Annotated in this window: 16 protein-coding genes; 8 read left to right on the forward strand and 8 right to left on the reverse strand. The window is 72.5% G+C overall.

What is annotated here, in order from left to right:
* Position 1 precedes the first annotated feature (1 nt).
* The 6 genes from IE212_RS18430 to IE212_RS18455 all read right to left on the reverse strand — a co-directional run bounded on the left by IE212_RS18430 (position 2) and on the right by IE212_RS18455 (position 7645).
* The gene (locus IE212_RS18430) at positions 2 to 1129 is read right to left on the reverse strand and encodes an acyl-CoA dehydrogenase family protein (RefSeq protein WP_190198972.1); all 1128 of its coding nucleotides are present in this window, start codon (positions 1127 to 1129) and stop codon (positions 2 to 4) included.
* A gap of 57 nt (positions 1130 to 1186) precedes the next feature.
* Positions 1187 to 3037 carry an acetyl/propionyl/methylcrotonyl-CoA carboxylase subunit alpha gene (locus tag IE212_RS18435; RefSeq protein ID WP_190198973.1) on the reverse strand — a complete coding sequence of 617 codons (1851 nt, stop codon included), beginning with the start codon at positions 3035 to 3037 and terminating at the stop codon, positions 1187 to 1189.
* Between the two features lie 14 nt (positions 3038 to 3051).
* The gene (locus IE212_RS18440; RefSeq protein WP_190198974.1) at positions 3052 to 4650 is read right to left on the reverse strand and encodes an acyl-CoA carboxylase subunit beta; all 1599 of its coding nucleotides are present in this window, start codon (positions 4648 to 4650) and stop codon (positions 3052 to 3054) included.
* The gene (locus IE212_RS18445) at positions 4647 to 6314 is read right to left on the reverse strand and encodes an acyclic terpene utilization AtuA family protein (protein ID WP_190198975.1); all 1668 of its coding nucleotides are present in this window, start codon (positions 6312 to 6314) and stop codon (positions 4647 to 4649) included. The genes IE212_RS18440 and IE212_RS18445 overlap by 4 nt, the downstream gene beginning before the upstream one ends.
* Entirely contained in the window at positions 6311 to 7105 is a 795-nt protein-coding gene (locus IE212_RS18450; RefSeq protein WP_190198976.1) for a TIGR03084 family metal-binding protein, read from the reverse strand. Before IE212_RS18450 ends, IE212_RS18445 begins: the two co-directional genes overlap by 4 nt.
* Before the next feature lie 174 nt (positions 7106 to 7279).
* Positions 7280 to 7645, reverse strand: coding sequence for a VOC family protein (locus tag IE212_RS18455; RefSeq protein WP_190198977.1), 366 nt, complete (start codon positions 7643 to 7645; stop codon positions 7280 to 7282).
* Positions 7646 to 7735: 90 nt separating this feature from the next.
* Between IE212_RS18455 and IE212_RS18460 the strand changes: the two genes are divergently transcribed.
* Positions 7736 to 8689 (forward strand): helix-turn-helix transcriptional regulator, encoded by a 954-nt coding sequence (locus IE212_RS18460; protein WP_190198978.1) that lies wholly within the window; start codon positions 7736 to 7738, stop codon positions 8687 to 8689.
* 94 nt (positions 8690 to 8783) lie between these two features.
* On the opposite strand, the gene serC is transcribed toward IE212_RS18460, so the two are convergent.
* Entirely contained in the window at positions 8784 to 9902 is a 1119-nt protein-coding gene (gene serC / locus IE212_RS18465) for a phosphoserine transaminase (protein ID WP_190198979.1), read from the reverse strand.
* 81 nt (positions 9903 to 9983) lie between these two features.
* Positions 9984 to 11324 (reverse strand): glycoside hydrolase family protein, encoded by a 1341-nt coding sequence (locus tag IE212_RS18470; protein ID WP_190198980.1) that lies wholly within the window; start codon positions 11322 to 11324, stop codon positions 9984 to 9986.
* A gap of 210 nt (positions 11325 to 11534) precedes the next feature.
* On the opposite strand from IE212_RS18470, the gene IE212_RS18475 reads away from it, so the two are divergent.
* The 7 genes from IE212_RS18475 to IE212_RS18510 all read left to right on the forward strand — a co-directional run bounded on the left by IE212_RS18475 (position 11535) and on the right by IE212_RS18510 (position 21611).
* Complete coding sequence (locus IE212_RS18475; RefSeq protein ID WP_190198981.1) at positions 11535 to 12554, forward strand: LacI family DNA-binding transcriptional regulator; 1020 nt, start codon at positions 11535 to 11537, stop codon at positions 12552 to 12554.
* A gap of 109 nt (positions 12555 to 12663) precedes the next feature.
* Positions 12664 to 14007: an ABC transporter substrate-binding protein gene (locus IE212_RS18480; protein WP_190198982.1), complete on the forward strand. Its 1344-nt coding sequence runs from the start codon at positions 12664 to 12666 to the stop codon at positions 14005 to 14007.
* 100 nt (positions 14008 to 14107) lie between these two features.
* Positions 14108 to 15100, forward strand: coding sequence for a carbohydrate ABC transporter permease (locus tag IE212_RS18485; protein WP_190198983.1), 993 nt, complete (start codon positions 14108 to 14110; stop codon positions 15098 to 15100).
* A gap of 7 nt (positions 15101 to 15107) precedes the next feature.
* Positions 15108 to 15950 (forward strand): carbohydrate ABC transporter permease, encoded by an 843-nt coding sequence (locus IE212_RS18490; RefSeq protein WP_190198984.1) that lies wholly within the window; start codon positions 15108 to 15110, stop codon positions 15948 to 15950.
* Positions 15951 to 15972: 22 nt separating this feature from the next.
* Complete coding sequence (locus tag IE212_RS34980) at positions 15973 to 19266, forward strand: FAD-linked oxidase C-terminal domain-containing protein (protein ID WP_229864427.1); 3294 nt, start codon at positions 15973 to 15975, stop codon at positions 19264 to 19266.
* 100 nt (positions 19267 to 19366) lie between these two features.
* Entirely contained in the window at positions 19367 to 20503 is a 1137-nt protein-coding gene (locus IE212_RS18505; protein ID WP_190198985.1) for a lipid II:glycine glycyltransferase FemX, read from the forward strand.
* A 142-nt stretch (positions 20504 to 20645) separates the two neighbouring features.
* Complete coding sequence (locus IE212_RS18510) at positions 20646 to 21611, forward strand: EamA family transporter (RefSeq protein ID WP_190198986.1); 966 nt, start codon at positions 20646 to 20648, stop codon at positions 21609 to 21611.
* The last annotated feature ends 137 nt before the right edge of the window (positions 21612 to 21748 follow it).

Below are 21748 nucleotides of genomic sequence, written 5' to 3' on the forward strand. Positions count from 1 at the left end.
CTCAGTACGACTTGGGCAGGCCCAGGGTCTGGTGGGAGACGTAGTTGAGGATCATTTCCCGGCTCACCGGGGCGATACGGGCCACCCGCGCGGCCGTTGTCAGACGGGCGAGGCCGTACTCGCGGGTGAGGCCGTTGCCGCCGAGGGTGTGCACGGCCTGGTCGACCGCCTTCACGCAGGCTTCCCCGGCCGCGTACTTCGCCATGTTGGCGGCCTCCCCGGCGCCCGTGTCGTCGCCGGCGTCGTAGAGGCTCGCCGCCCTCTGCATCATCAGGCGGGCGAGTTCGAGGTCGATGTGCGCCTGGGCGAGGGGGTGGGCGATGGCCTGGTGGGCGCCGATGGGGGTGTTCCAGACGGTGCGGTCGCGGGCGTACTCGACCGCTTTCGCGAGGGCGTGGCGGCCCATGCCGATCGCGAAGGCGGCCGTCATGATGCGCTCGGGGTTGAGACCGGCGAAGAGCTGGAGGAGTCCCGCGTCCTCGTCGCCGACGAGGGCGTCGGCGGGCAGCCGCACGTCGTCGAGCGTCAGCTCGAACTGCTTCTCCGCGGCGTTCAGTTCCATGTCGATGGGGTGGCGGGTGAAGCCGGGGGCCTCGCGCGGGACGATGAACAGGCAGGGCTTGAGGCGGCCGGTGCGGGCGTCCTCGGTGCGGCCGACGATGAGGGTCGCGTCCGCGATGTCGACGCCGGAGATGAAGACCTTTCGGCCTTTGAGGATCCAGTCCCCGGTGTCCTGGTCGCGGCGGGCGGTGGTGGTGATGCGGTGGCTGTTGGAGCCGGCGTCCGGTTCGGTGATGCCGAAGGCCATGATGCGGGTGCCGTCGGCGAGGCCCGGGAGCCACTGTTGTTTCTGGGCGTCCGTGCCGAAGCGGGATATCACCGTGCCGCAGATGGCCGGTGAGACCACCAGCATGAGCAGGGGGCAGCCGGCCGCGCCGAGTTCTTCGAGGACGATGGAGAGTTCGGAGATGCCTCCGCCGCCGCCTCCGTGTTCCTCGGGGAGGTTGACGCCGAGGTAGCCGAGTTTGCCTGCGTCGGTCCAGAGTTGCTGGGTGTCGCCTGCGCGGCCGTGGCGTTTGCCGAACGCGGCGACGGCTTCTCGTAGGGCCTTGTGGTGTTCGGTGTCCATCGGTGTCCTTTCGGGTGCGGGCTGTACGTGGCTGGTCGCGCAGTTCCCCGCGCCCCTTCAGGTCTCCGTCACGACTGCCAGTAGCGCGCCTGGGTCGACCTGTTGTCCGGGTATGACGCAGAGCTCGCTCAGCGTTCCTGTGGCTGGGGCGGTGATCTTGTGCTGCATCTTCATCGCCTCCAGCCAGAGGAGGGGGTCGCCGGCCTTCACGGGGGTTCCGGCGGTCAGTCCGTCGGCGACTCGGACGACCGTGCCGGGCATGGGGGCCAGGAGGGAGCCGGGGGCATGCTGGGTGGCCGGGTCGGGGAAGCGGGGCAGGGCGGTCAGGGCGGTGGTGTTGACGTAGACCTGGTCGCCGTAGCGGGACACCTCGAACCGGCGCTGCGCTCCGTCCAGTTCGAGGACCACGAGGTGTGGGGCGGCGTGCACCACCCGCACCCCGTCCGCCTCCAGGCCCTGCCTCGTGTGGTGGTAGCGGGCCTCGTGCTCCTCGCCTCCCATCAGGTACCGCCTGGTCTGCGGCTGTGAGGGGAGGTTGCGCCAGCCGCCGAAGCGGGAGCGTCCGACGGCCTGGGCGAGGGCGGCGGCCAGGGGGGCGTGCGGGTCGGGGGACGGCTCGGTCAGCTCCGGCAGGTGGCGGTCGTAGAAGCCGGTGTCCATGCGGGCCGCGAGGAACTCCGGGTGGCGCAGGGAGCGGACCAGCAGGGCGCGGTTGGTGACGGGGCCGTGGATGGCGGCGCGTTCCAGGGCGGAGGCGAGCTTGCGGAGGGCCTCCGCCCGGGTGGGGGCGTGGGCCACGACCTTGGCGAGCATGGGGTCGTAGTGGACGCCGATCGTGTCGCCGTCGGTGTAGCCCGTGTCCAGCCGGACCGGCTCGGGGACGGAGAAGCGGTGCAGGCGGCCGGTCTGCGGGGACCAGTCTCGGGAGGGGTCCTCGGCGTACAGGCGGGCCTCGATCGCGTGGCCGCGCGCGTGTGGCGGGCCGGCTTCGAGGGCGTGGCCTTCGGCGACTCGGATCTGTTCCGCCACCAGGTCGAGCCCGAACACGGCTTCCGTGACGGGGTGTTCGACCTGGAGGCGGGTGTTCATCTCCAGGAAGTTGGCCTTGCCGTCGGCGACGAGGAACTCGACCGTGCCGGCGCCCACGTAGTCGACGGCTCGGGCGGCCCGTACGGCGAGGGCGTGCAGTTCCCGTTCGAGCCCGTCGGCGAGTGAGGGGGCCGGGGCCTCCTCGATCACCTTCTGGTGGCGGCGCTGGAGGGAGCAGTCGCGGGTGCCGAGGGTCCAGACGGTGCCGTGGGTGTCGGCGAGGATCTGGACCTCGACGTGGCGGCCGTTCTCCACGTACGGCTCGACGAAGACCTCGCCGTCGCCGAAGGCGGCGGCCGCTTCGGCGCGTGCGGCGGCCAGTTCGGCGTCCAGGTCGGCCAGGCGCCGTACGACGCGCATGCCGCGTCCGCCGCCGCCCGCGGCCGCCTTCACCAGGACCGGCAGGTCGGCCTCGGTGATCTCGGTGACCTCGGTGCGGGGCCGGATGCCCATGAGTCGCTTGGCCCGGGTCTTGGAGGCCATGGCCTCGATGGCGTCCGGGGGCGGGCCGATCCAGACCAGGCCCGCGTCCTGGACGGCGCGGGCGAAGCCGGCGTTCTCGGAGAGGAAGCCGTAGCCGGGGTGCACGGCGTCCGCGCCGGCCGCGAGGGCGGCCTTCACGATGAGGTCGCCGCGCAGGTAGGTGTCGGCGGGCGCGGCTCCCGGCAGTCGTACGCTCGCGTCGGCCACCCGCGTGTGGAGGGCGTTCTCGTCGGCGTCCGAGTGCACGGCGACCGTGCGGATGCCCCGTTCGCGGCAGGTGCGGAAGACGCGGCACGCGATCTCGCCCCGGTTGGCGACCAGCAGGGTGGAAATCATCTGGGTTCTCTGCCTCACATCCGGAAGACGCCGAAGCCGCCGCGAACGCCCTGGTAGGGGGCGGTGTGGATGGCGGACAGGCACAGGCCGAGGACGGTGCGGGTGTCGCGCGGGTCGATGACGCCGTCGTCGTACAGCCGCCCCGAGAGGAACATCGGCAGCGACTCGGCTTCGATCTGCTGCTCCACCATGGCGCGCAGGGCGGCGTCCGCGTCCTCGTCGTACGGCTGCCCCTTGGCGGCGGCCGACTGGCGGGCGACGATCGACAGCACACCGGCGAGCTGCTGCGGGCCCATGACGGCCGACTTGGCGCTGGGCCAGGCGAAGAGGAAGCGGGGGTCGTAGGCGCGTCCGCACATGCCGTAGTGGCCGGCGCCGTAGGAGGCGCCCATGAGGACGGACAGGTGGGGGACTTTCGAGTTGCTGACGGCGTTGATCATCATCGCGCCGTGTTTGATGATGCCGCCCTGCTCGTACTCCCGGCCGACCATGTAGCCGGTGGTGTTGTGCAGGAACAGCAGCGGGATGTCGCGCTGGTTGGCGAGCTGGATGAACTGGGCGGCCTTCTGGGACTCCTCGCTGAAGAGGACCCCCTGGGCGTTCGCCAGTACGCCCACGGGGTAGCCGTGCAGGGTCGCCCAGCCGGTGGTGAGGCTGGTTCCGTACAGCGGCTTGAACTCGTCGAAGTCGGAGGCGTCGACGACGCGGGCGATGACCTCGCGCGGGTCGAAGGGGCTCTTCAGGTCGCCGGGGACGATGCCGAGGAGTTCCTCGGCGGGGTACTCGGGGGGTTCGGCCGGGGCGGGATCGTCGTAGGCCTTGCGGTGGTTGAGGCGGGCGACCACGCGCCGGGCCTGGCGGAGCGCGTCGTGCTCGTCGGCGGCGAAGTGGTCGGCGAGGCCCGACACCCGCGCGTGCATCCCGGCGCCGCCCAGGGACTCGTCGTCGCTCTCCTCCCCCGTGGCCATCTTCACCAGCGGCGGACCGCCGAGGAACACCTTGGCGCGCTCCTTGACCATGATCACGTGGTCGGACATGCCGGGGATGTAGGCGCCTCCGGCGGTGGAGTTGCCGAAGACGACGGCGAGGGTGGGGATGCCGGCGGCGGACAGCCGGGTCAGGTCCCGGAAGACGGCGCCGCCGGGGATGAAGATCTCTTTCTGGGACGGCAGGTCGGCGCCGCCTGACTCCACCAGGCTGATGCAGGGCAGCCGGTTGGCGAGGGCGATGTCGTTGGCGCGCAGGGCCTTCTTCAGCGACCAGGGGTTGCTCGCTCCGCCGCGCACGGTCGGGTCGTTGGCGGTGATCAGGCACTCCACGCCCTCGACGACCCCGATGCCGGTGACGAGGGACGCGCCGACGGTGTGGTCACTGCCCCAGGCGGCCAGCGGGGACAGTTCCAGGAAGGGCGTGTCGGGGTCGAGCAGCAGCTCGACGCGCTCGCGGGCGAGGAGCTTGCCGCGCCCGCGGTGCCGTTCGACGTACTTCTCGCCGCCGCCGGCGAGGGCCTTGGCGTGCTCGGCGTCGAGTTCGGCGAGCCTGGCGAGCATGGCCTCGCGGTTGGCCCGGTACTCGGGGGTGTCCGGGTCGAGGGCGGAGGTCAGGACGGTCACAACAGGGCCTCCGGTATGTCCAGATGGCGGGAGCGGAGCCATTCGCCGAGGGCCTTGGCCTGCGGGTCGAAGCGGTGCCGCGCGGCGACGCCCTGGCCGAGGATCTCCTCGACGACGAAGTTGAGGGCGCGGAGGTTGGGCAGGAGATGTCGCGTGACCGGCAGTTCACGGCTCTCGGGTATCAACTGCCGGAACCTGTCGGCCGTCAGCTCGTGGGCGAGCCACCGCCAGGCGTCGTCCGTGCGCGCCCACACACCGACGTTGGCGTCGCCGCCCTTGTCGCCGCTGCGGGCGCCCACGACGAGGCCGAGGGGGGCCCGCCTGGCGGGCCCGGGGGGAAGCGGCTCCGGCAGGGGCGGCTCCGGTACGGCGTCGAGTACGCGGGTCTCCTGGGTCGGCGGCACGGGAACCCGCCGTCCGTCGTGGAGGACGGCCACATGGTCGACTTCACCATGGGGGATGTACACATCCTCGAAGACCCCGTAGGGCGAGCCCTTCCCGGGTGGCTCCAGCACATGGAAGCCGGGGTAACTGGCGAGCGCCAGCTCCACGGCCGCCCCGCTCAGCGCCCGTCCCACGGCCCCCTGGTCCGGGTCCCGGACGACGAGCCGCAGCAGCGCGCTCGCGGTCTCCTGGCTCGGGGCGTCGGGCCGGTCGGTGCGCACCAGTTCCCAGCGCGCGTCGGCGACCTTGCCGAGGGCGGGTTCCATCTGTTCCCGTACCAGGGCGGCCTTCGCCTCGATGTCGAGGCCGGTGAGCACGAAGGCGACCTCGTTGCGGAAGCCGCCGAGCCTGTTGAGCCCGACCTTGAGGGTGGGCGGCGGCGCCTCTCCCCGCACGCCCTCGATCCGCACCCGGTCGGGCCCGTCCTGGGCGAGCCGTACGGTGTCCAGCCGGGCGGTGACGTCCGGCCCCGCGTAATGGGCGCCGCCGGTCCCGTACAGCAACTGGGCGGTGACCGTGCCGACGTCGACGAAGCCGCCGGTGCCGGGATGCTTGGTGATGACGCAGCCGCCGTCCTCGTGGAGCTCGGCGAGCGGGAAGCCGGGCCGCCGGACGTCGCCGTCCCGGAAGAACGCGTAGTTGCCGCCGGTGGCCTGCGTCCCGCACTCCAGTACGTGCCCGGCGACGACGGCGCCCGCCAGCCGGTCGAGGTCCCCCGGCCCCCAGCCGAAGTGGGCGGCGGCGGGCCCGGTGACGAGTGCCGCGTCCGTCACCCGGCCGGTCACGACGACGTCGGCGCCCGCCCGCAGGCAGGCCGCGATGCCGAAGCCGCCGAGGTAGGCGTGGGCGGCGAGGCTGTGGGGGTACGCGGCGGTGAGGTCGTCGCCCTCGACATGGGCCACCCGCACGGGGACGCCCAGGCGGCCGGCCAGGGCCCGCACGGCGTCGGCGAGCCCGGCCGGATTGAGCCCGCCCGCGTTGCTGACGATCCGCACGCCCCGCTCATGGGCCAGTGCCAGGCACTCCTCCAGCTGCCGCAGGAAGGTGCGGGCGTATCCCGCGCCGGGGTCCTTCAGCCGGTCCCGGCCGAGGATCAGCATGGTCAGCTCGGCGAGGTAGTCGCCGGTGAGGACGTCGAGTTCACCGCCGGTGAGCATCTCGCGCATGGCGTCGAAACGGTCGCCGTAGAAGCCGGAGGCGTTGCCGATGCGAAGCGTCACCCGGCTTCTCCCTCCGGTGCACGGCCGCTGCCCGGCGGGCCGGCGAAGGCCTGGGCGATGTCCAGCCAGCGGTCGGCGTCGGGGCCGTCGGCGCGCAGGGCGAGGTCCGAGCGGTGGGCGCGCTGGGTGACGAGGAGGCAGAAGTCGAGGGCGGGCCCGGTGACGCGCTGCGGGGCGTCCTGCGGCCCGTACGTCCACAAGTCGCCTGAGGGCGCGACGAGTTCGACCCGGAAGGGATCGGCGGGCGGGGTCAGCCCGTGCACCCCGTAGGCGAAGTCCCGGGTCCGCACCCCGAGCCAGGCCACATGCCGCAGTCGGTCGGTGGGTGGGCGCACCACACCCAGGGCATCGGCCACGTCCTGTCCATGGGCCCAGGTCTCCATGAGGCGGGCCGTCGCCATGGAGGCGGCCGACATCGGCGGGCCGTACCAGGGGAAACGCGCCCTGGGCGGGGCGGCCCGCAGCGCCTGCTCCAGCGCCGCGCGCCCGGCACGCCACCGCGTGAGCAGCTCGGCGGGCGGGAGTCCGGCGTCCTCCTCGGCGCCCTCGTCGACGAAGGAGGACGGCGCCGCGAGGGCCTTCTCGGCCAGGGCGCGGAAGCCGTCGGCGTCCGTGACGGCGAGCAGCGCCGAGCGGTCGGTCCAGGCGAGGTGGGCGATCTGGTGGGCCACGGTCCAGCCGGGCGCGGGAGTCGCGAGCGCCCAGCGGCCCGCACTCGACCCGGCCACGAGGCGGTCGAGTTCCTCGCTCTCCTCGTGCAGGTCGTCGATCACGGACGTCGGATCGGGCACGGGCGCTCCCCTCGGGGCACGACGGTGTGCGGGGCGGTGCGGCGTGCTGAGGAGCATGGCAGGGGCACAAGAAACAATCAAGCGTGCTTGCATGAAAAATGGAGGGAGCAAGACCACGGGGCGGCTGCGGCCCGCCGCCCCGTGGGTATCGCCGCGGTCGTCGGCAGCCGGTCGTCAGTCGACGGGAGCGACTCGGATCAGGTTGCCGTCCGGATCCGTCACGACGAACGTGCGCCCGAAGGCCTCGTCGTGGGGCTCACTGACCACTCGCACGCCTTTCGCGACCCACTGCTCGAACCGACGGTCGATCACGTCCGGTCCGCCCGTCAGCACGAGACAGACCTCACTGGTCCGCCGCACCTCGGGAGTCAGGCCCTCGGCGTGCCCGCTCCACAGCGCGAGTTCCGCGCCGCCACCGAGGTCGAAGGTGATGTACCGGGGAGTCTCGAAACCGGGTTTGATCTCGAGAAGGTCCGCGTAGAAACGGGCGGCTTCGGGGGCGTCGTTGACGTAGACGATGAACACGATCGGGCTCGGCATGTCTCGCTCCTTCGGTCGGTCTTGCCTGCGACTGGAGCGTGCCGGTCATTCATGACGGATTCCGTCATGTTTTCTGGGATTCTCGATCCCGTGACTCCGGATCGTTTCTTCACCTTGCTGCTGGCGCTGCAGTCCAGGGAGACCACGACGACCGCCGACCTGGCGGCTCAGGTCGGCGTGTCGGTGCGTACCGTCGTGCGCGATCTGCGGTGGCTGCAGGAGGCGGGTTTCCCGTTGCTGGTCCGGCGCGGCCGCTGGGGCGGGGTGACTCTGCTGCCCGGTGGTCTGCTCGACACGTCACGGCTCACTCCGGAGGAACGGGACCACCTCGTCCTCTACGGCCTCGACGACGAGCAACGCGAGCAACTCGGAGCCGCCGCCGGCGCCCGGCGCGCGCGTCAGAAGGTGCGCCCCCGGGCGGGAGCGTCGAGCACCGGTGGGCTACCGCTGAGCGCGGTCGTCACCACCGACAACAGACCGTGGTTCTCCCCGGACTCCGAGGGCATGCCCCCGGCGGCGCTCGTCGGTGACCTGCGGCGCGGTGTGCGGTTGCGCATCTCCTACCGCCGGTCCGCGGAGACCGAGGCCACGTGGCGGGTCGTCGACCCGTACGGTCTGCTGGCCAAGGCCGGGAGGTGGTATCTCGTGGCGGACTGCGCGGGCCGTCCCCGGCTCCACGCGCTCGAGAGGCTTGTCGACTGGGAGCCGATGCGGGCGGCTCGCCGGCTGCGCCCGGACGCGACCCTGGACAGCGTCGCGGCAGAGCTGACGGCGGACTGGGAGAACCCCAGGACCTTCCCGATCCACGCCGAACTCGACTCGCGGCACCTCGGCCGGGCGAAGCGCATCCTCGGCCGTAAGCTGACCGTTCGGGACACCGCCGGAGAGGGGCGCGTGAGCATCACGGTCACCGGCCGGAACGTGGAGGACGTCCGTCAGCTCCTGCAGTTCGGTGACAGCCTCACCGTGACCGCCCCCGTGGAAGCGCGCGAGCGCATTCGGCAGCTGGCCGCGCAGATCCTCCAGAAGTACGCCTGCCGTTGAAGTGCCGCGCCGGCCGAACGGTGGAGCGGCTGCCGGAGCACGAGAGAGGGCGCCCCGCACAGGCGGGGCGCCCTCGCTCACGTGCGGGAGAAGGTCACAGCTTCTCGATCACGTAGTCGACGCACTTGGTCAGCGCCTCGACGTCCGCGGGGTCGATCGACGGGAACATCGCGACGCGCAGCTGGTTGCGGCCGAGCTTGCGGTAGGGCTCGGTGTCGACGATGCCGTTGGCGCGCAGGACCTTGGCGACGGCGGCGGCGTCCACCTCGTCCGTGAAGTCGATCGTGCCGATGACCTGCGAGCGCTTGGCCGGGTCGGTGACGAACGGGTTCGCGAACTTGACGTCCTCGGCCCAGCCGTACAGCGTCCGCGCGGAGGTCGCGGTGCGGCGGACCGCCCAGTCCAGGCCGCCCTGGCCGTTCATCCACTCCAGCTGCTCGTTGAGGATGAACAGGGTGGCGAGGGCCGGGGTGTTGTACGTCTGGTTCTTGCGGGAGTTGTCGATCGCGGTCGGCAGCGAGAAGAACTCCGGGACGTGCCGGCCGGAGGCGTGGACGCGCTCCGCCCGCTCGATGGCGGCCGGGGAGAAGACGCCGATCCACAGGCCGCCGTCGGAGGCGAAGGACTTCTGCGGGGCGAAGTAGTAGACGTCCGTCTCGGCGATGTCGACCGGGAGACCGCCGGCGCCGGAGGTGGCGTCGACCAGGACCAGGGCGCCCTCGTCGGCGCCGGCCACCCGCTGGATCGGCATGGCGACGCCGGTCGAGGTCTCGTTGTGGGTGAAGGCGTAGACGTCGACGCCCGCCGCGGCGACCGGCTCGGGGTGCGTGCCGGGGTCGGCGGAGATGACGTCCGGCTCGGCGAGCCACGGGGCGAGCTTCGCGGCCTTGGCGAACTTGGAGGAGAACTCGCCGAAGGTGAGGTGCTGCGACTTGTTCTCGATCAGGCCGTGCGTCGCGATGTCCCAGAACGCGGTGGAACCGCCGTTGCCGAGGACCACCTCATAGCCGTCGGGGAGCTGGAACAGCTCGCTGATGCCCTCGCGGACCTTGCCGACCAGGTTCTTGACGGGAGCCTGGCGGTGGGAGGTGCCCATGAGGGAGGTGCCGGTGGCGGCGAGGGCGTCCAGCGCCTCCGTCCGCACCTTGGAGGGACCCGCGCCGAAACGTCCGTCCGCGGGCTTGATGTCAGAGGGAATCTGGATCTCAGCCACGGAGTGGAGCGTAGCCGTTTCCGGAAACGCGGGCGAAACGTCGTCCGTCGGGTGAGACGGCGTTCGGGCAGCCCTCGCCCCTCACACGCCTGGCCAGACGGCCGAGGCGTCGTCGCGGTGCGGGGCGGGCAGCCGGACCGGGCGGACGGGGACGGGGCGGACGCGGCCCTCGGTGACGGCCGTCCAGGGGGCGGGGCGGCCGGAGTAGCACAGGGTGGTGAGGACGAAGACGCCGTCGGCGTAGACCTCGACGTACTCCCCGACGGTGAGGATGCGCAAGCCGGCGGCGGGTTCCGGCAGGAGGGTCTCGCCGAGCGGGGCGCCCTCGGGGCCGGTGACCTGGAGGTTCTTGCCGTCGCAGGTGACCGTGAGCGCGGGCCGGTCGCCGTCGGAGACATGGGTGCGCAGGGTGATCTCGGTGCGGCCGGAGAGGGTGACGTCACCGACCGCGTTCAGGTGGGCGTGGTAGGTCTCCTCGCCGAGCCACGGGTCCAGGCCCGGCCACCATTCCAGGCGGGGCGCCGCGTCCGGCGGTACGACGAGGGCCTTGGGCTGGGCGAGCATGCCGCGGCAGCGGTCGCCGGTGTCGGTGAGGCCGACGCGGCGCGGGGTGGTGTGCAGCACGACGCGGGAGCCGTCGGGGGCGGTGACGACGCGCGGGGCGTACGCGCCCGTCGGGCCGAGCGGGCCGCGGCGGGTCCACGGGCCGCGCAGCCGCGGGGCGGTCCACGCCTCGAAGCCCCGGGTGGCGCCGATGGAGCCGAGCAGCAGCCAGCCGCCGTCGTCGAGGCGTTCCAGGACCGGGCACTCCAGCTCGTCGACGTCGCCGGGGGAGATGAGCGGCGGGTGGACGGTCCAGTGCTCAAGGTCGTCGGAGGTGGCCCAGGCGACGCAGCCGCTGACCTCGACCGGCAGGGAGGCGTCGGCGGCGCAGACCACCATGACCCAGCCGTCGGACTCGTCGTCGCGTACGACGAAGGGGTCGCGCCAGCCCATGCGTTCGCCCGTGCGGTACCAGCGCGGATCGGCCTCGGCGACCGGGCCCGTGCCGTGGCGGCGCCAGCCGGTGCCGTCGGTGCGGTCGGAGTGGGCCAGGCCGACCGACTGCAGGGGCCAGCCGCCGGGGGTGAGGCCGGAGACGGCGGTGTAGAGCATCGCCATGCCGGTGCCGTGCGGGAAGGCGTGCATGGTCCACACCGCCTGCTGGTCGAAGCGGCCCGGCAGGCCGTTGCCGAAGGCCGTGCCCTGCGGCTCCCAGTGGACCAGGTCGGTGGAGGTGGCCCGGCCGTAGGAGGTCTCCATGCGCAGGTGGTCGAACTCGGCCGTCCACGGGCCCTGCAGGTGCAGCGCTGTGTAGGTGCCGTCCGCGTGGCGCAGGAGGTCGAAGTCGTTCACGCAGAGGCCGGGCGGCGCGTATCGCATGGACAGGTCCTGTCTGCCGACAGCGGCACTCAAGCGTGTGCGCTGTGATCTGGCTGGCGAGGGTTTCTCTGAGAGTCAGCCGAAGTAAAACCCGAACGCAAACGCTTGCGCAACCGCTTGGGCGGGTTTACGGTCTCGTCACTCCCCCACACGCCGATGTGTTCCGGACGAACCCGGGCACGCCGCGTGCACCCGACCAAGGAGCGTCCCGTGACGGTCAGCATCACCGATGTCGCAGCGGCCACCGGGGTCTCGGCGTCCACCGTGTCCCGGGCCCTGCGCGGGCGTCCCGGAGTGTCGGAGGAGATGCGGGCCCGGATCGTCGAGGTCGCCGCCGAGCTGGGCTACATCGCCTCGCGCTCGGCGTCCAGCCTGGCCAGCGGGCGCACCCACACCATCGGCGTCGTCGTCCCGTACGTGGGCCGCTGGTTCTTCGGCACCGTGCTGGACGCCGCCGAGAAGGTCTTCAGCGCCGCCGGTTACGACGTCCTGCTGTACAACCTCGGCTCACCGGAGGCCCGCAAGCGCTTCTTCACCAAGCTGCCGATCCGCAAGCGGGTCGACGCCGTGCTGTCCCTGCTGATCCCGGACCCGGAGGAGGCCGCCGCCCTGCGGTCCCTCGACGTGCCGCTGGCGACCACGGTCGGCGGTGCCCGGCCCGGCTTCACGGTGGTCGGCATCGACGACCGGGGCGGGGCGGAGAGCGCCGTACGGCACCTGGTGAACCTCGGCCACCGGCGGATCGGCATGATCTCCGGGGCCAGTGAGCCGCTGCACTGGACCACGCCCCTCGATCGCCGGCAGGGCTATCTGGACGCGCTGGCCGACGCCGGGATCGAGCCCGACCCGGGCCTGGAGTCGGACGGCGGTTACACGGTCGAGGGCGGCGAGCGGGCCATGACCGAGCTGCTGGCGCTGCGCAACCCGCCGACCGCCGTGTTCGCCCAGTCCGACGAGATGGCGATGGGCGCGCTGCGCGCCCTGCGCCGGCACCGGCTGCGGGTTCCGGAGGACGTGTCCGTCGTCGGCTTCGACGATCACGGGCTGTCCGAGGTGGTCGGGCTGACCACCGTGGCCCAGCCGGTCGCGGCCCAGGGCCGGGAGGCGGCCCGGCTGCTGCTGGCGCGGCTGGACGATCCGGACGCCGGGCCGCCGCACCCCGTCGAGATGCCCATCCGTTTCGTCCTGCGCGAGACCACCGCTCCTCCGAACACCGGCCGGCAGCGGTAGCCCCACCCTCCCCCGTTCCCTCCCCGCCCGCCGCCGGGGGCGCCGTTCCGGCCCCCGGTCCCTGCCCACCGTCCGCGTACCCACCCGCACCCACGCACGGAGACATCACATGATCACCGGTCACGGAAAACACCGTCGTACAGGCCTGACGGCCCTCGCCCTGCTGCCCCTGGCCGCGCTGGCCGCCTGCGGCGGGGGTGGCGGCGGCAAGGACACCTCCGCCGAACAGGGCAGCGGCAAGGGCACCATCAGCGTCTGGGCTCACCAGGGCCAGGCGAGCGAGGCGACCGCGCTGCAGAACGCGGTGAAGTCCTTCAACTCCTCGCAGAAGGAGATCAAGGCCGAGCTGAAGCTCATACCCGAGAAGGACTACACCAAGACCATCACCGCCACCGACGCCTCGGAACTGCCGGACGTCCTGGAGTTCGACGGCCCGACGATGGCGAACTTCGTCTTCAACAGCAAGCTCGCCCCGGTCGACGGCCACGTCTCCGCCAAGACCCTCTCCAACGCCACCGACGCGATCAAGGCGCAGGGCGAGATCGACGGCAAGCACTACGGCCTGGGCATGTTCGACGCCGGGCTCGGTATGTACGCCAACAAGAAGCTGCTGGACGCGGCCGGCGTGAAGTACCCGACGAGCGTGGACGACGCCTGGACGGCCGAGGAGTTCGGCAAGGCGCTGAAGGCACTGAAGGGCAAGGACTCCGACGGCAAGGTCCTCGACATCTCGGAGCAGTACGGTCTGGCCTCCGAGTGGGGCACCTTCGGCTTCTCCCCGATCGTCTGGTCGGCCGGCGGCGGCCTGCTGAAGGACGGCAAGGCGGCCGGCACCCTGGACAGCCCGAAGGTCGTCTCCGCCATGAAGACCTTCCAGTCCTGGAAGCCGTACGTCGACGCCAACACCGACGGCAACGCCTTCGCCAAGGGCAAGGTGGCGCTGAGCTGGGTCGGCCACTGGAACTACCCGGCGTACAGCGAGGCGCTCGGTGACGACCTCGCCGTCCTGCCGCTGCCGGACTTCGGCAACGGACCCAAGGCCGGCCAGGGTTCCTGGGCCTGGGGCATCGGAGCCGCCAGCAAGAACGGCAAGGCCGCCGGCACGTTCCTGGACTACCTGCTGAACGACACCAACGTCGGCGCGATGACGAAGGCCAACGGCGCGGTGCCCGCCACCAAGTCCGCCCTCGCCAAGAGCGAGCTGTACAAGAAGGGCGGCCCGCTCCAGCTCTTCGCCGACCAGCTGGCCAAGCCGTGCGGCGACAGCGACATCAGCAGCTCCTGCGTCGCCGTCACCCGCCCGGTGACCGCCGGATACCCCACCATCACCGCCAAGTTCAGCACGGCCCTGAACTCGATCTACGGCGGCGCCGACCCCAAGGAAGCCCTGCAGAAGGCCGCCCGCGCCATCGACCGGGACTTCACCGACAACGCCGGCTACGAGATCCCGTAACCCGCAGCACGCATCGGCCCGGGCGGGCCGCCGGCGACGGGGCAGCGCGACGACGCTGCCCCGTGCCGGCCGGGCCCGCCCCGCCGGGAAGGACCCTCCCGTGAAAACCGTGGAACACGCGCACGCCGCGCCCCCTGGCCGGGCGCAGGCCGCCTCGTCCGCGCCCTCCGCGAAGCCCTCGCGTCCGTCGCGCGGCAACCGCGACTGGCTGCACGGGCTGCTGATGTCCGCCCCGGCCGTCGGCGGGCTGATCGCCTTCGTCGGCATCCCGTTCGGCTACGCCGTGGTGCTCTCCTTCTACAACGTCCGCCTCGGCTCACCGCTGGAGCCCACCTTCTTCGGCGTGGAGCACTACCGGCGGCTGTTCACCGACCCCGACCTGTCCGGCCCGTTCCTGCGGGCGCTGCTGAACAACCTGGCCTTCGCCGTGGTCGTCGTACCGCTCCAGACGGGGCTGGCGCTGGCGCTGGCGATCCTGCTCAACCGCAAGCTGAAGGCGATCGGCGTGTTCCGGTCCTTCTTCTTCATGCCGGTGGTCTTCCCGATGGCGCTGGTCGCCGTGATCTGGCGGCTGATCCTCGCCCGCAGCGAGCAGGGCATGCTCAACTCCGTGCTGGACGTGGTCACGTTCGGCAACTGGGGTGCCTTCGACTGGCTCGGTGACGGTCTCACCGCGATGGGCTCGATCATCGTGCTGTCGGTGTGGCAGGGCGTCGGCTTCCAGATGGTCATCCTGCTGGCCGGCCTCCAGCAGATCCCGGGCGAGCTCTACGAGGCCTCCCAGCTGGACCGGGCCTCGCGCTGGCAGCAGTTCCGGCACGTCACGCTGCCCGGCATCCGCGGCACCCTGGTGTTCGTCGCGATGCTGACCTCGGTGCTGTCCTTCCGCGTCTTCGACCAGGTGTACATCCTGATCCGCGGCGGCGGCCTGGACGAGGACGCCACCCGCACCGTGATGTACCAGGCCGTCACCACGGCCTTCGACCAGAACAACATCGGCCAGGCCTCGGCCGTCACGGTGGTGTTCTTCCTGATCGTCGTCGTCCTGACGATCGTCCAGCGCCGCGTCGTCCGGCCCGACAACGAGGACTGACTCCACCATGGCCATGACCCGCACCCCCGTACGCCGCGTCCTCGACTACACCGTCCTGAGCGTCCTGGCGTTCGTCTTCGCCCTCCCCGCGCTCTACCTCTTCCTCGGCAGCCTCAAGCCGTCCGGCGAGGTCCTGAACGGCCTGTCCGGCTTCCTGCCCACCCACCTCTCCTTCGACAACTACACGGCCGTCCTCGACAGCCTGAACTCCGACAGCACCGGCTACTTCTGGCAGTTCATGGGCGTGTCGGTGCTGCTGTCGTTCGTGGTGGTCACGGGCGGACTGATCGTCAACTCGATGGCCGCCTACGGGCTGACCCGGCTGAAGTGGCGGGGGCAGAACGCGGTGTTCACCCTGGTCCTGCTGCTGATGCTGATCCCGTTCGAGTCGGTGGCGGTGCCGCTGTTCTACATGTTCAACGGCCAGCGCAACACGATCTTCATCCAGGCGCTGCCGTTCGTCGCCAACGCCTTCGCGATCTACCAGTTCCACACGTTCTTCAAGAAGATCCCGCCGAGCATCGAGGAGGCGGCCCGGCTGGACGGCGCCGGCCCCTGGCGGACCTTCTTCGCGATCATCGTGCCGATGTCCCGGCCGGTGTTCGCCTCGGTCGCGATCCTCACCTTCCTCATCCAGTGGGGCTCCTTCCTGTGGCCGGTGCTGATGGTGTCCGACCCGTCGGTGCGTCCCCTCCCCCTGGAGATGAGCGTCTTCCAGGGGCAGCAGCCCCCGGACTGGGGCCAGATCCTCGCCTTCGGCGTGCTGCTGGTGCTGCCCGTACTGATCGTCTTCGCGTTCTTCCAGCGCTGGTTCGTCGAGGGTGTGGCCAGCTCGGCCGTCAAGGGCTGATCCACCGGGGCATGCTGGACGCATGACGGATGCCGGGGATCTGACCGCCCTCGAGGCGGAGCTGCGCCGGGTCGTCCGGGGTGACGTGGGTTTCGACGTCACCTCCCGGGCGCTGGTCACCATGGACGCCTCCAACTACCGGCGGGTGCCGCTGGGTGTGGTCGCCCCCCGTGACGCCGACGACGTGGCGGCGGTCCTCGCGGTGTGCCGGGGGCGGGGTGTGCCGGTCGTGGCGAGAGGCGGCGGGACGTCGATCGCGGGGCAGGCGACGGGCACGGGCGTGGTGCTGGACTTCACCCGGCACATGAACCGGCTCGTGTCGCTGGATCCCGGGGCGCGTACGGCCGTCGTGCAGCCGGGGCTGGTGCTCGACCGGCTTCAGGAGGCCGCCGCCCCGCACGGGCTCCGCTTCGGCCCCGACCCCTCCACCCACAGCCGCTGCACGCTCGGCGGCATGATCGGCAACAACTCGTGCGGCTCGCACTCGGTGGCGTGGGGGACGACCGCGGACAGTGTGCGCGAGCTGGACGTCGTCACCGCGCGGGGGCGGCGGCTGCGGCTCGGGCGGGACTGGGCCGGGGCGCCGGACGGGCTGCGGGAACTGGCGGGCGGTGAACTGGCCCGGCTGCGTACGGGCTTCCCGGACCTGCCCCGCCGCATCTCCGGATACGCGCTGGACGCGCTGCTGCCCGAGCGGGGCGCCGACGTGGCCCGCTCCTTCTGCGGTTCCGAGGGCACGCTGGGCGTGCTGACGGAGGCGGTCGTAGGCCTGGTCGAGGCGCCCCGGGCGCGTGCGCTGGCCGTGCTGGCGTACGCCGACGAGGGCGCCGCGGCGGAGGCCGCCGCCGGACTGCTGCCGTTCGCCCCGCTGACCGTGGAGGGCATGGCGGCCGACCTGGTGCCCTCAGCCACCGCCCTGCCGAAGGGCGGGGCCTGGCTGTTCGTGGAGACCGGTGGGCAGTCGCCGGGCGAGGCCCGCGCCCGTGCGGAGGCGATCGTGCGGGCGGCCGACGTCGTCGACGCCCTGGTGGTGACGGACCCGGCCGGGCAGCGGGCGCTGTGGCGGATCCGGGAGGACGCGAGCGGTACGGCGACGCGGATGCCGGACGGCACCGAGGCCTGGCCGGGGTGGGAGGACTGCGCGGTGCCGCCCGCCCGGCTCGGGGCGTATCTGCGCGACTTCCGGGCGCTGACGGCGGCGCACGGGCTGCGCGGCACGCCGTACGGGCACTTCGGGGACGGCTGTATCCACGTCCGGATCGACTTCGACCTGCTGACGCGGGCCGGCGTCGCCCGGTTCCGCCGTTTCTCCGAGGAGCTCGCCGAGCTGGTGGTGGCGCACGGCGGGTCGCTGTCCGGTGAGCACGGGGACGGGCAGGCGCGCGCGGAGCTGCTGCCGAGGATGTACGGGCAGGAGATGGTGGGCCTCTTCGAGCGGGTGAAGGGGGTGTGGGACCCGGACGACCTCCTCAACCCCGGGATGCTGGTACGCCCCGCGCCGCTCGACGCCGGCCTGCGCTTCTCCGTCCTGCCGCGCGAGCCCGTCGACGTCGCCTTCGGCTACCCCTCCGACCGGGGTGACTTCTCGGCGGCGGTGCGGCGCTGCGTGGGCGTCGCCAAGTGCCGTACGACGTCGGTGTCCGGCTCCTCCGTCATGTGCCCGTCCTTCCGGGCGACCGGCGCGGAGGAGCACTCCACCCGGGGGCGTGCCCGGCTGCTGCACGAGATGCTCGCCGGTGAGGTCGTGACCGACGGCTGGCGCTCCAGGGAGGTGCGGGACGCGCTGGACCTGTGCCTGTCCTGCAAGGGCTGCCGGTCGGACTGCCCGGTCGAGGTCGACATGGCCACGTACAAGGCGGAGTTCCTGCACCACCACTACGCCGGGCGGCTGCGGCCCGCCGCGCACTACGCGATGGGCCGGCTGCCGGTGTGGCTCCGGGCGGTCGCCCGCACGCGCACGGCACCGCTGGTCAACGCGCTCGCCCGGGTACGGCCCTTCGCGTGGACGGCGAAACGGCTGGGCGGGATCGCGCCGGAGCGGGAGCTCCCGGCGGTGGCGAGGACGACCTTCAGCCGGTGGTGGGAGCGGCGGCGGGGTGAGACGGCCGCTGGGGGCTACGGGGTCGCCGGGGGCGGTGGGATCGCCGAGGACGGCGGGATTCCCAAGGGCGCCGGGAGCGCCGATGCCAGCCGGATTCCCAACAGCCCCGGGAGCGCCGAGGACAGCGGGATCGCCGAGGACGCCGGGAGCGCCGGGGACGGCGCGACCGCTGGAGCCGGCCTCCCCACCCCGAGTGGCACCGGGGCGCCCGACGGCACCGGCGCCCAGCGGGGCGCGGGCGTCCACGGCGGCACGGACACCCACGGCGGCGCGGACACCCAGGGCGGCACGGACACCCACGGCGGCACGGACACCCAGGGCGGCACGCACACCCACGGCGGCAAGCACACCCACGGCGCCACGGACACCCACGGCGGCACGGACGCCGCGCATCGCCCGTCCGCCGGAACCGGCGACCTCGTCGTGCTGTGGCCGGACACCTTCACCGAGCACCTCTCGCCCTCCGTCGGGCAGGCCGCCGTCCGGGTTCTGGAGGCGGCCGGGCTGCGGGTGGCGCTGCCGCCGACCGTGCGTCTTCAGAAGCCGCCGGTGGGTGACGGCCGGACGGTCGCGCTCGACCCGCTGTCGCTGCTGCGGGGCCGGGGCCGGGTGTGCTGCGGGCTGACGTACGTGTCGACGGGCCAGCTGGACCGCGCCCGGACCGTCATGCGCCGCACGCTGGACCTGATGGAGCCGGTGCTGGAGACCGGCGCCCCGGTGGTGGTCCTGGAGCCGAGCTGCGCCGCGGCCCTGCGCACGGACGTACCCGAGCTGCTGCACGACGACCCGCGCGCGGCCCGCCTCGCCGCGAAGGTCCTCACCTTCGCCGAGACGCTGGAACGCCACGCCCCGCACTGGACGCCGCCGCGCGTGAACCGCCCGGTGGCCGGCCAGACCCACTGCCACCAGCACGCGGTGCTGGGCGACGCCGCCGACCGCCGGCTGCGTGCGGCCGCCCTGCTCTCCGGTGACCTCAGCGGCGGCTGCTGCGGTCTCGCGGGGAACTTCGGCTTCGAGAAGGGCCACTACGAGGTGTCCGCCGCGTGCGCGGAGGAGCGGCTCCTGCCGTCGGTGCGGGACGCCCCGGACGGCACGGTGGTGCTGGCCGACGGCTTCTCCTGCCGTACGCAGCTGGAGCAGCTGGCGGGTGTGCGCGGGAGGCATCTGGCGGAGGTGCTCGCGGACGCGCTGGCGGAGGAACGCGGACGGGCTTGAGGCGTTCGGGCCACCGGACGGGCGGACCTGAGTGTCTCGGCCGTGGGACGGCCGAAGCCGCTTCTAGGCTCGCGGCACAGCCTGCCGAAGGAGCCCGCTCATGAGCGTCCGCGTCCAGCCGATCACCCGCGACGAGCACCTGACGTTCGTCACGGCCCGCCCCTGCGCCAGCCACACCCAGGTCCCGTCCTGGGGCGAGGTGAAACCCGACTGGCGGCCGGAGAGCCTCGGCTGGTTCGACGAGAGCGGGCGGCTGATCGGCACCGGACTGGCACTGCTGCGCCCGGTGCCCGGGCCGAAGGTGCCCGGGCTGCGGCGGTACCTCGCCTACCTGCCCGAGGGCCCGCTGATCGACTGGCGGTCGCCCGGTCTGGCGGGGCTGCTGGAGCCGATGCTGGAGTACCTGCGCGGCCGCGGCGCCTTCACGGTGCGTATGGGCCCGCCGGTCGTGGTGCGCCGCTGGGACGCCGGGACGGTCAAGGCCGCCATCGCGGACCCGGCGGCCCGGCGGCTGGGGGACGTTCCGGCGACGTCGTACGACCCCGGCGCCGGGCAGGTCGCCGACGCCCTGCGCGGCATGGGCTGGCGCCAGACCGAACCCGCTGGTGAGGGCGGCTTCGCCGCGGGCCAGCCCCGGTACGTCTTCCAGGTGCCGTTCGCCGGGCGCTCGCTGGACGACATCCGCGGCGGTCTGAACCAGCAGTGGCGGCGCAACATCGGCAAGGCGGAGAAGGCGGGCGTGAAGGTCGAGCGCGGCGGCTACGAGGACCTGCCGGTCTTCCACGCGCTGTACACGGAGACCGCCGAGCGGGACCGCTTCCTGTCCCGACCGCTGCCCTACTTCCAGCGCATGTGGAACGCGCTCACCGCCGAGCACCCCGACCGGATGCGGCTCTACCTCGCACACCACGACTCAGAGGTGCTGGCCGCCGCGATCATGCTGACCGTGGGCGAGCACGTCTGGTACTCCTACGGCGCCTCCACCGGCCGCCGGCGCGAGGTCCAGGCGAGCAGCGCCGTGCAGTGGCGCATGATGACCGACGCGCACGGACTGGGCGCCGCCGTATACGACCTGCGCGGCATCACCGACACCCTGGAGGAGTCCAGCCACCTGCTCGGACTGCTCCGCTTCAAGGTGGGCACCGGCGGCGAGGCCGTCGAGTACCTCGGCGAATGGGACTTCCCGCTCAACCGGCTGCTCCACAAGGCGCTGAATCTGTACCTGGCGCGGCGCTGACCCGACCGCATCGCGAGACAGTGGCGTAATCGGTTTACGCACCTGACCGAGTCCATTACTCTCGACTTGAGAGTACATCCCGCTGTACACCACCGTGCAAGGCGGTGTACCTACGCCCCCGAGCCCAGTAACAGGACCGCCCGTGACCACCCCCGACACCGCCACCACGTCCCGGCCCGCGCCCTCCGTCAGCCCGGCACCGGCCGGTGCCTCGCACCGCCTCGGCTCCCTCGGGCCCGTGGGCCTGGTACTCGCCGGCGGGATCTCCGTGCAGTTCGGCGGCGCGCTGGCGGTGACGCTGATGCCGAGGGCCGGTGCCCTCGGCGTCGTGGCGCTGCGTCTGCTGGTCGCGGCGGTCGTCCTGCTGCTGGTCTGCCGTCCGCGGCTGCGTGGCCACTCGCGCACCGACTGGGGCACGGTCGTCGTCTTCGGCATCACCATGGCCGGGATGAACGGCCTCTTCTACCAGGCCGTCGACCGCATCCCGCTGGGTCCCGCGGTCACCCTGGAGGTCCTCGGCCCGCTCGCCCTCTCGGTCCTGGCGTCCCGCCGAGCGATCAACGCCGTCTGGGCGGCACTCGCCCTCGCCGGTGTCTTCCTCCTCGGCGGCGGAGGCTTCGACAGCCTCGACCCCACCGGTGCGGCCTTCGCCCTGGGCGCCGGCGCCATGTGGGCGGCGTACATCGTCTTCAGCGCCCGCACGGGCCGCCGCTTCCCGCAGGCGGACGGCCTGGCCCTGGCGATGGCGGTCGGGGCCGTGCTGTTCCTGCCCCTGGGCATCGCCGAGTCGGGTGCGAAGCTGCTCGACCCGGTGACGCTGGGCCTGGGCGCGGCGGTGGCCCTGCTCTCCTCCGTCCTGCCCTACACCCTCGAACTCCTCGCCCTGCGCCGTCTGCCCGCCTCCACCTTCGCGATCCTGATGAGCCTCGAACCGGCCCTCGCCGCGACGGCCGGCTTCCTCGTCCTCGACCAGGCCCTCACGGCGATGCAGGCCGCGGCGATCGCCCTCGTCATCGCGGCGAGCATGGGCGCGGTACGGACCCAGGTCGGTGGCGGCCGCGGCCGCAAGAAGACGGCGGCGCTGGAGGGGGCGGGGCTGGAGGGCTAGTGGCTCCGCTCGAATCGTCGGCTGCGGAACCGCGACTGTACCCGCGGGTCGTGGCAGTGTGAGGACGTGGCGGAGACCGAGATGACAGATGCGTTCGCAGCCGGACGCCGCGGCGGGCGTGGGGGTCTCTACGCGTA

It is taken from the genome of Streptomyces djakartensis, assembly GCF_014651075.1.
GTDB classification, from domain to species: domain Bacteria; phylum Actinomycetota; class Actinomycetes; order Streptomycetales; family Streptomycetaceae; genus Streptomyces; species Streptomyces djakartensis.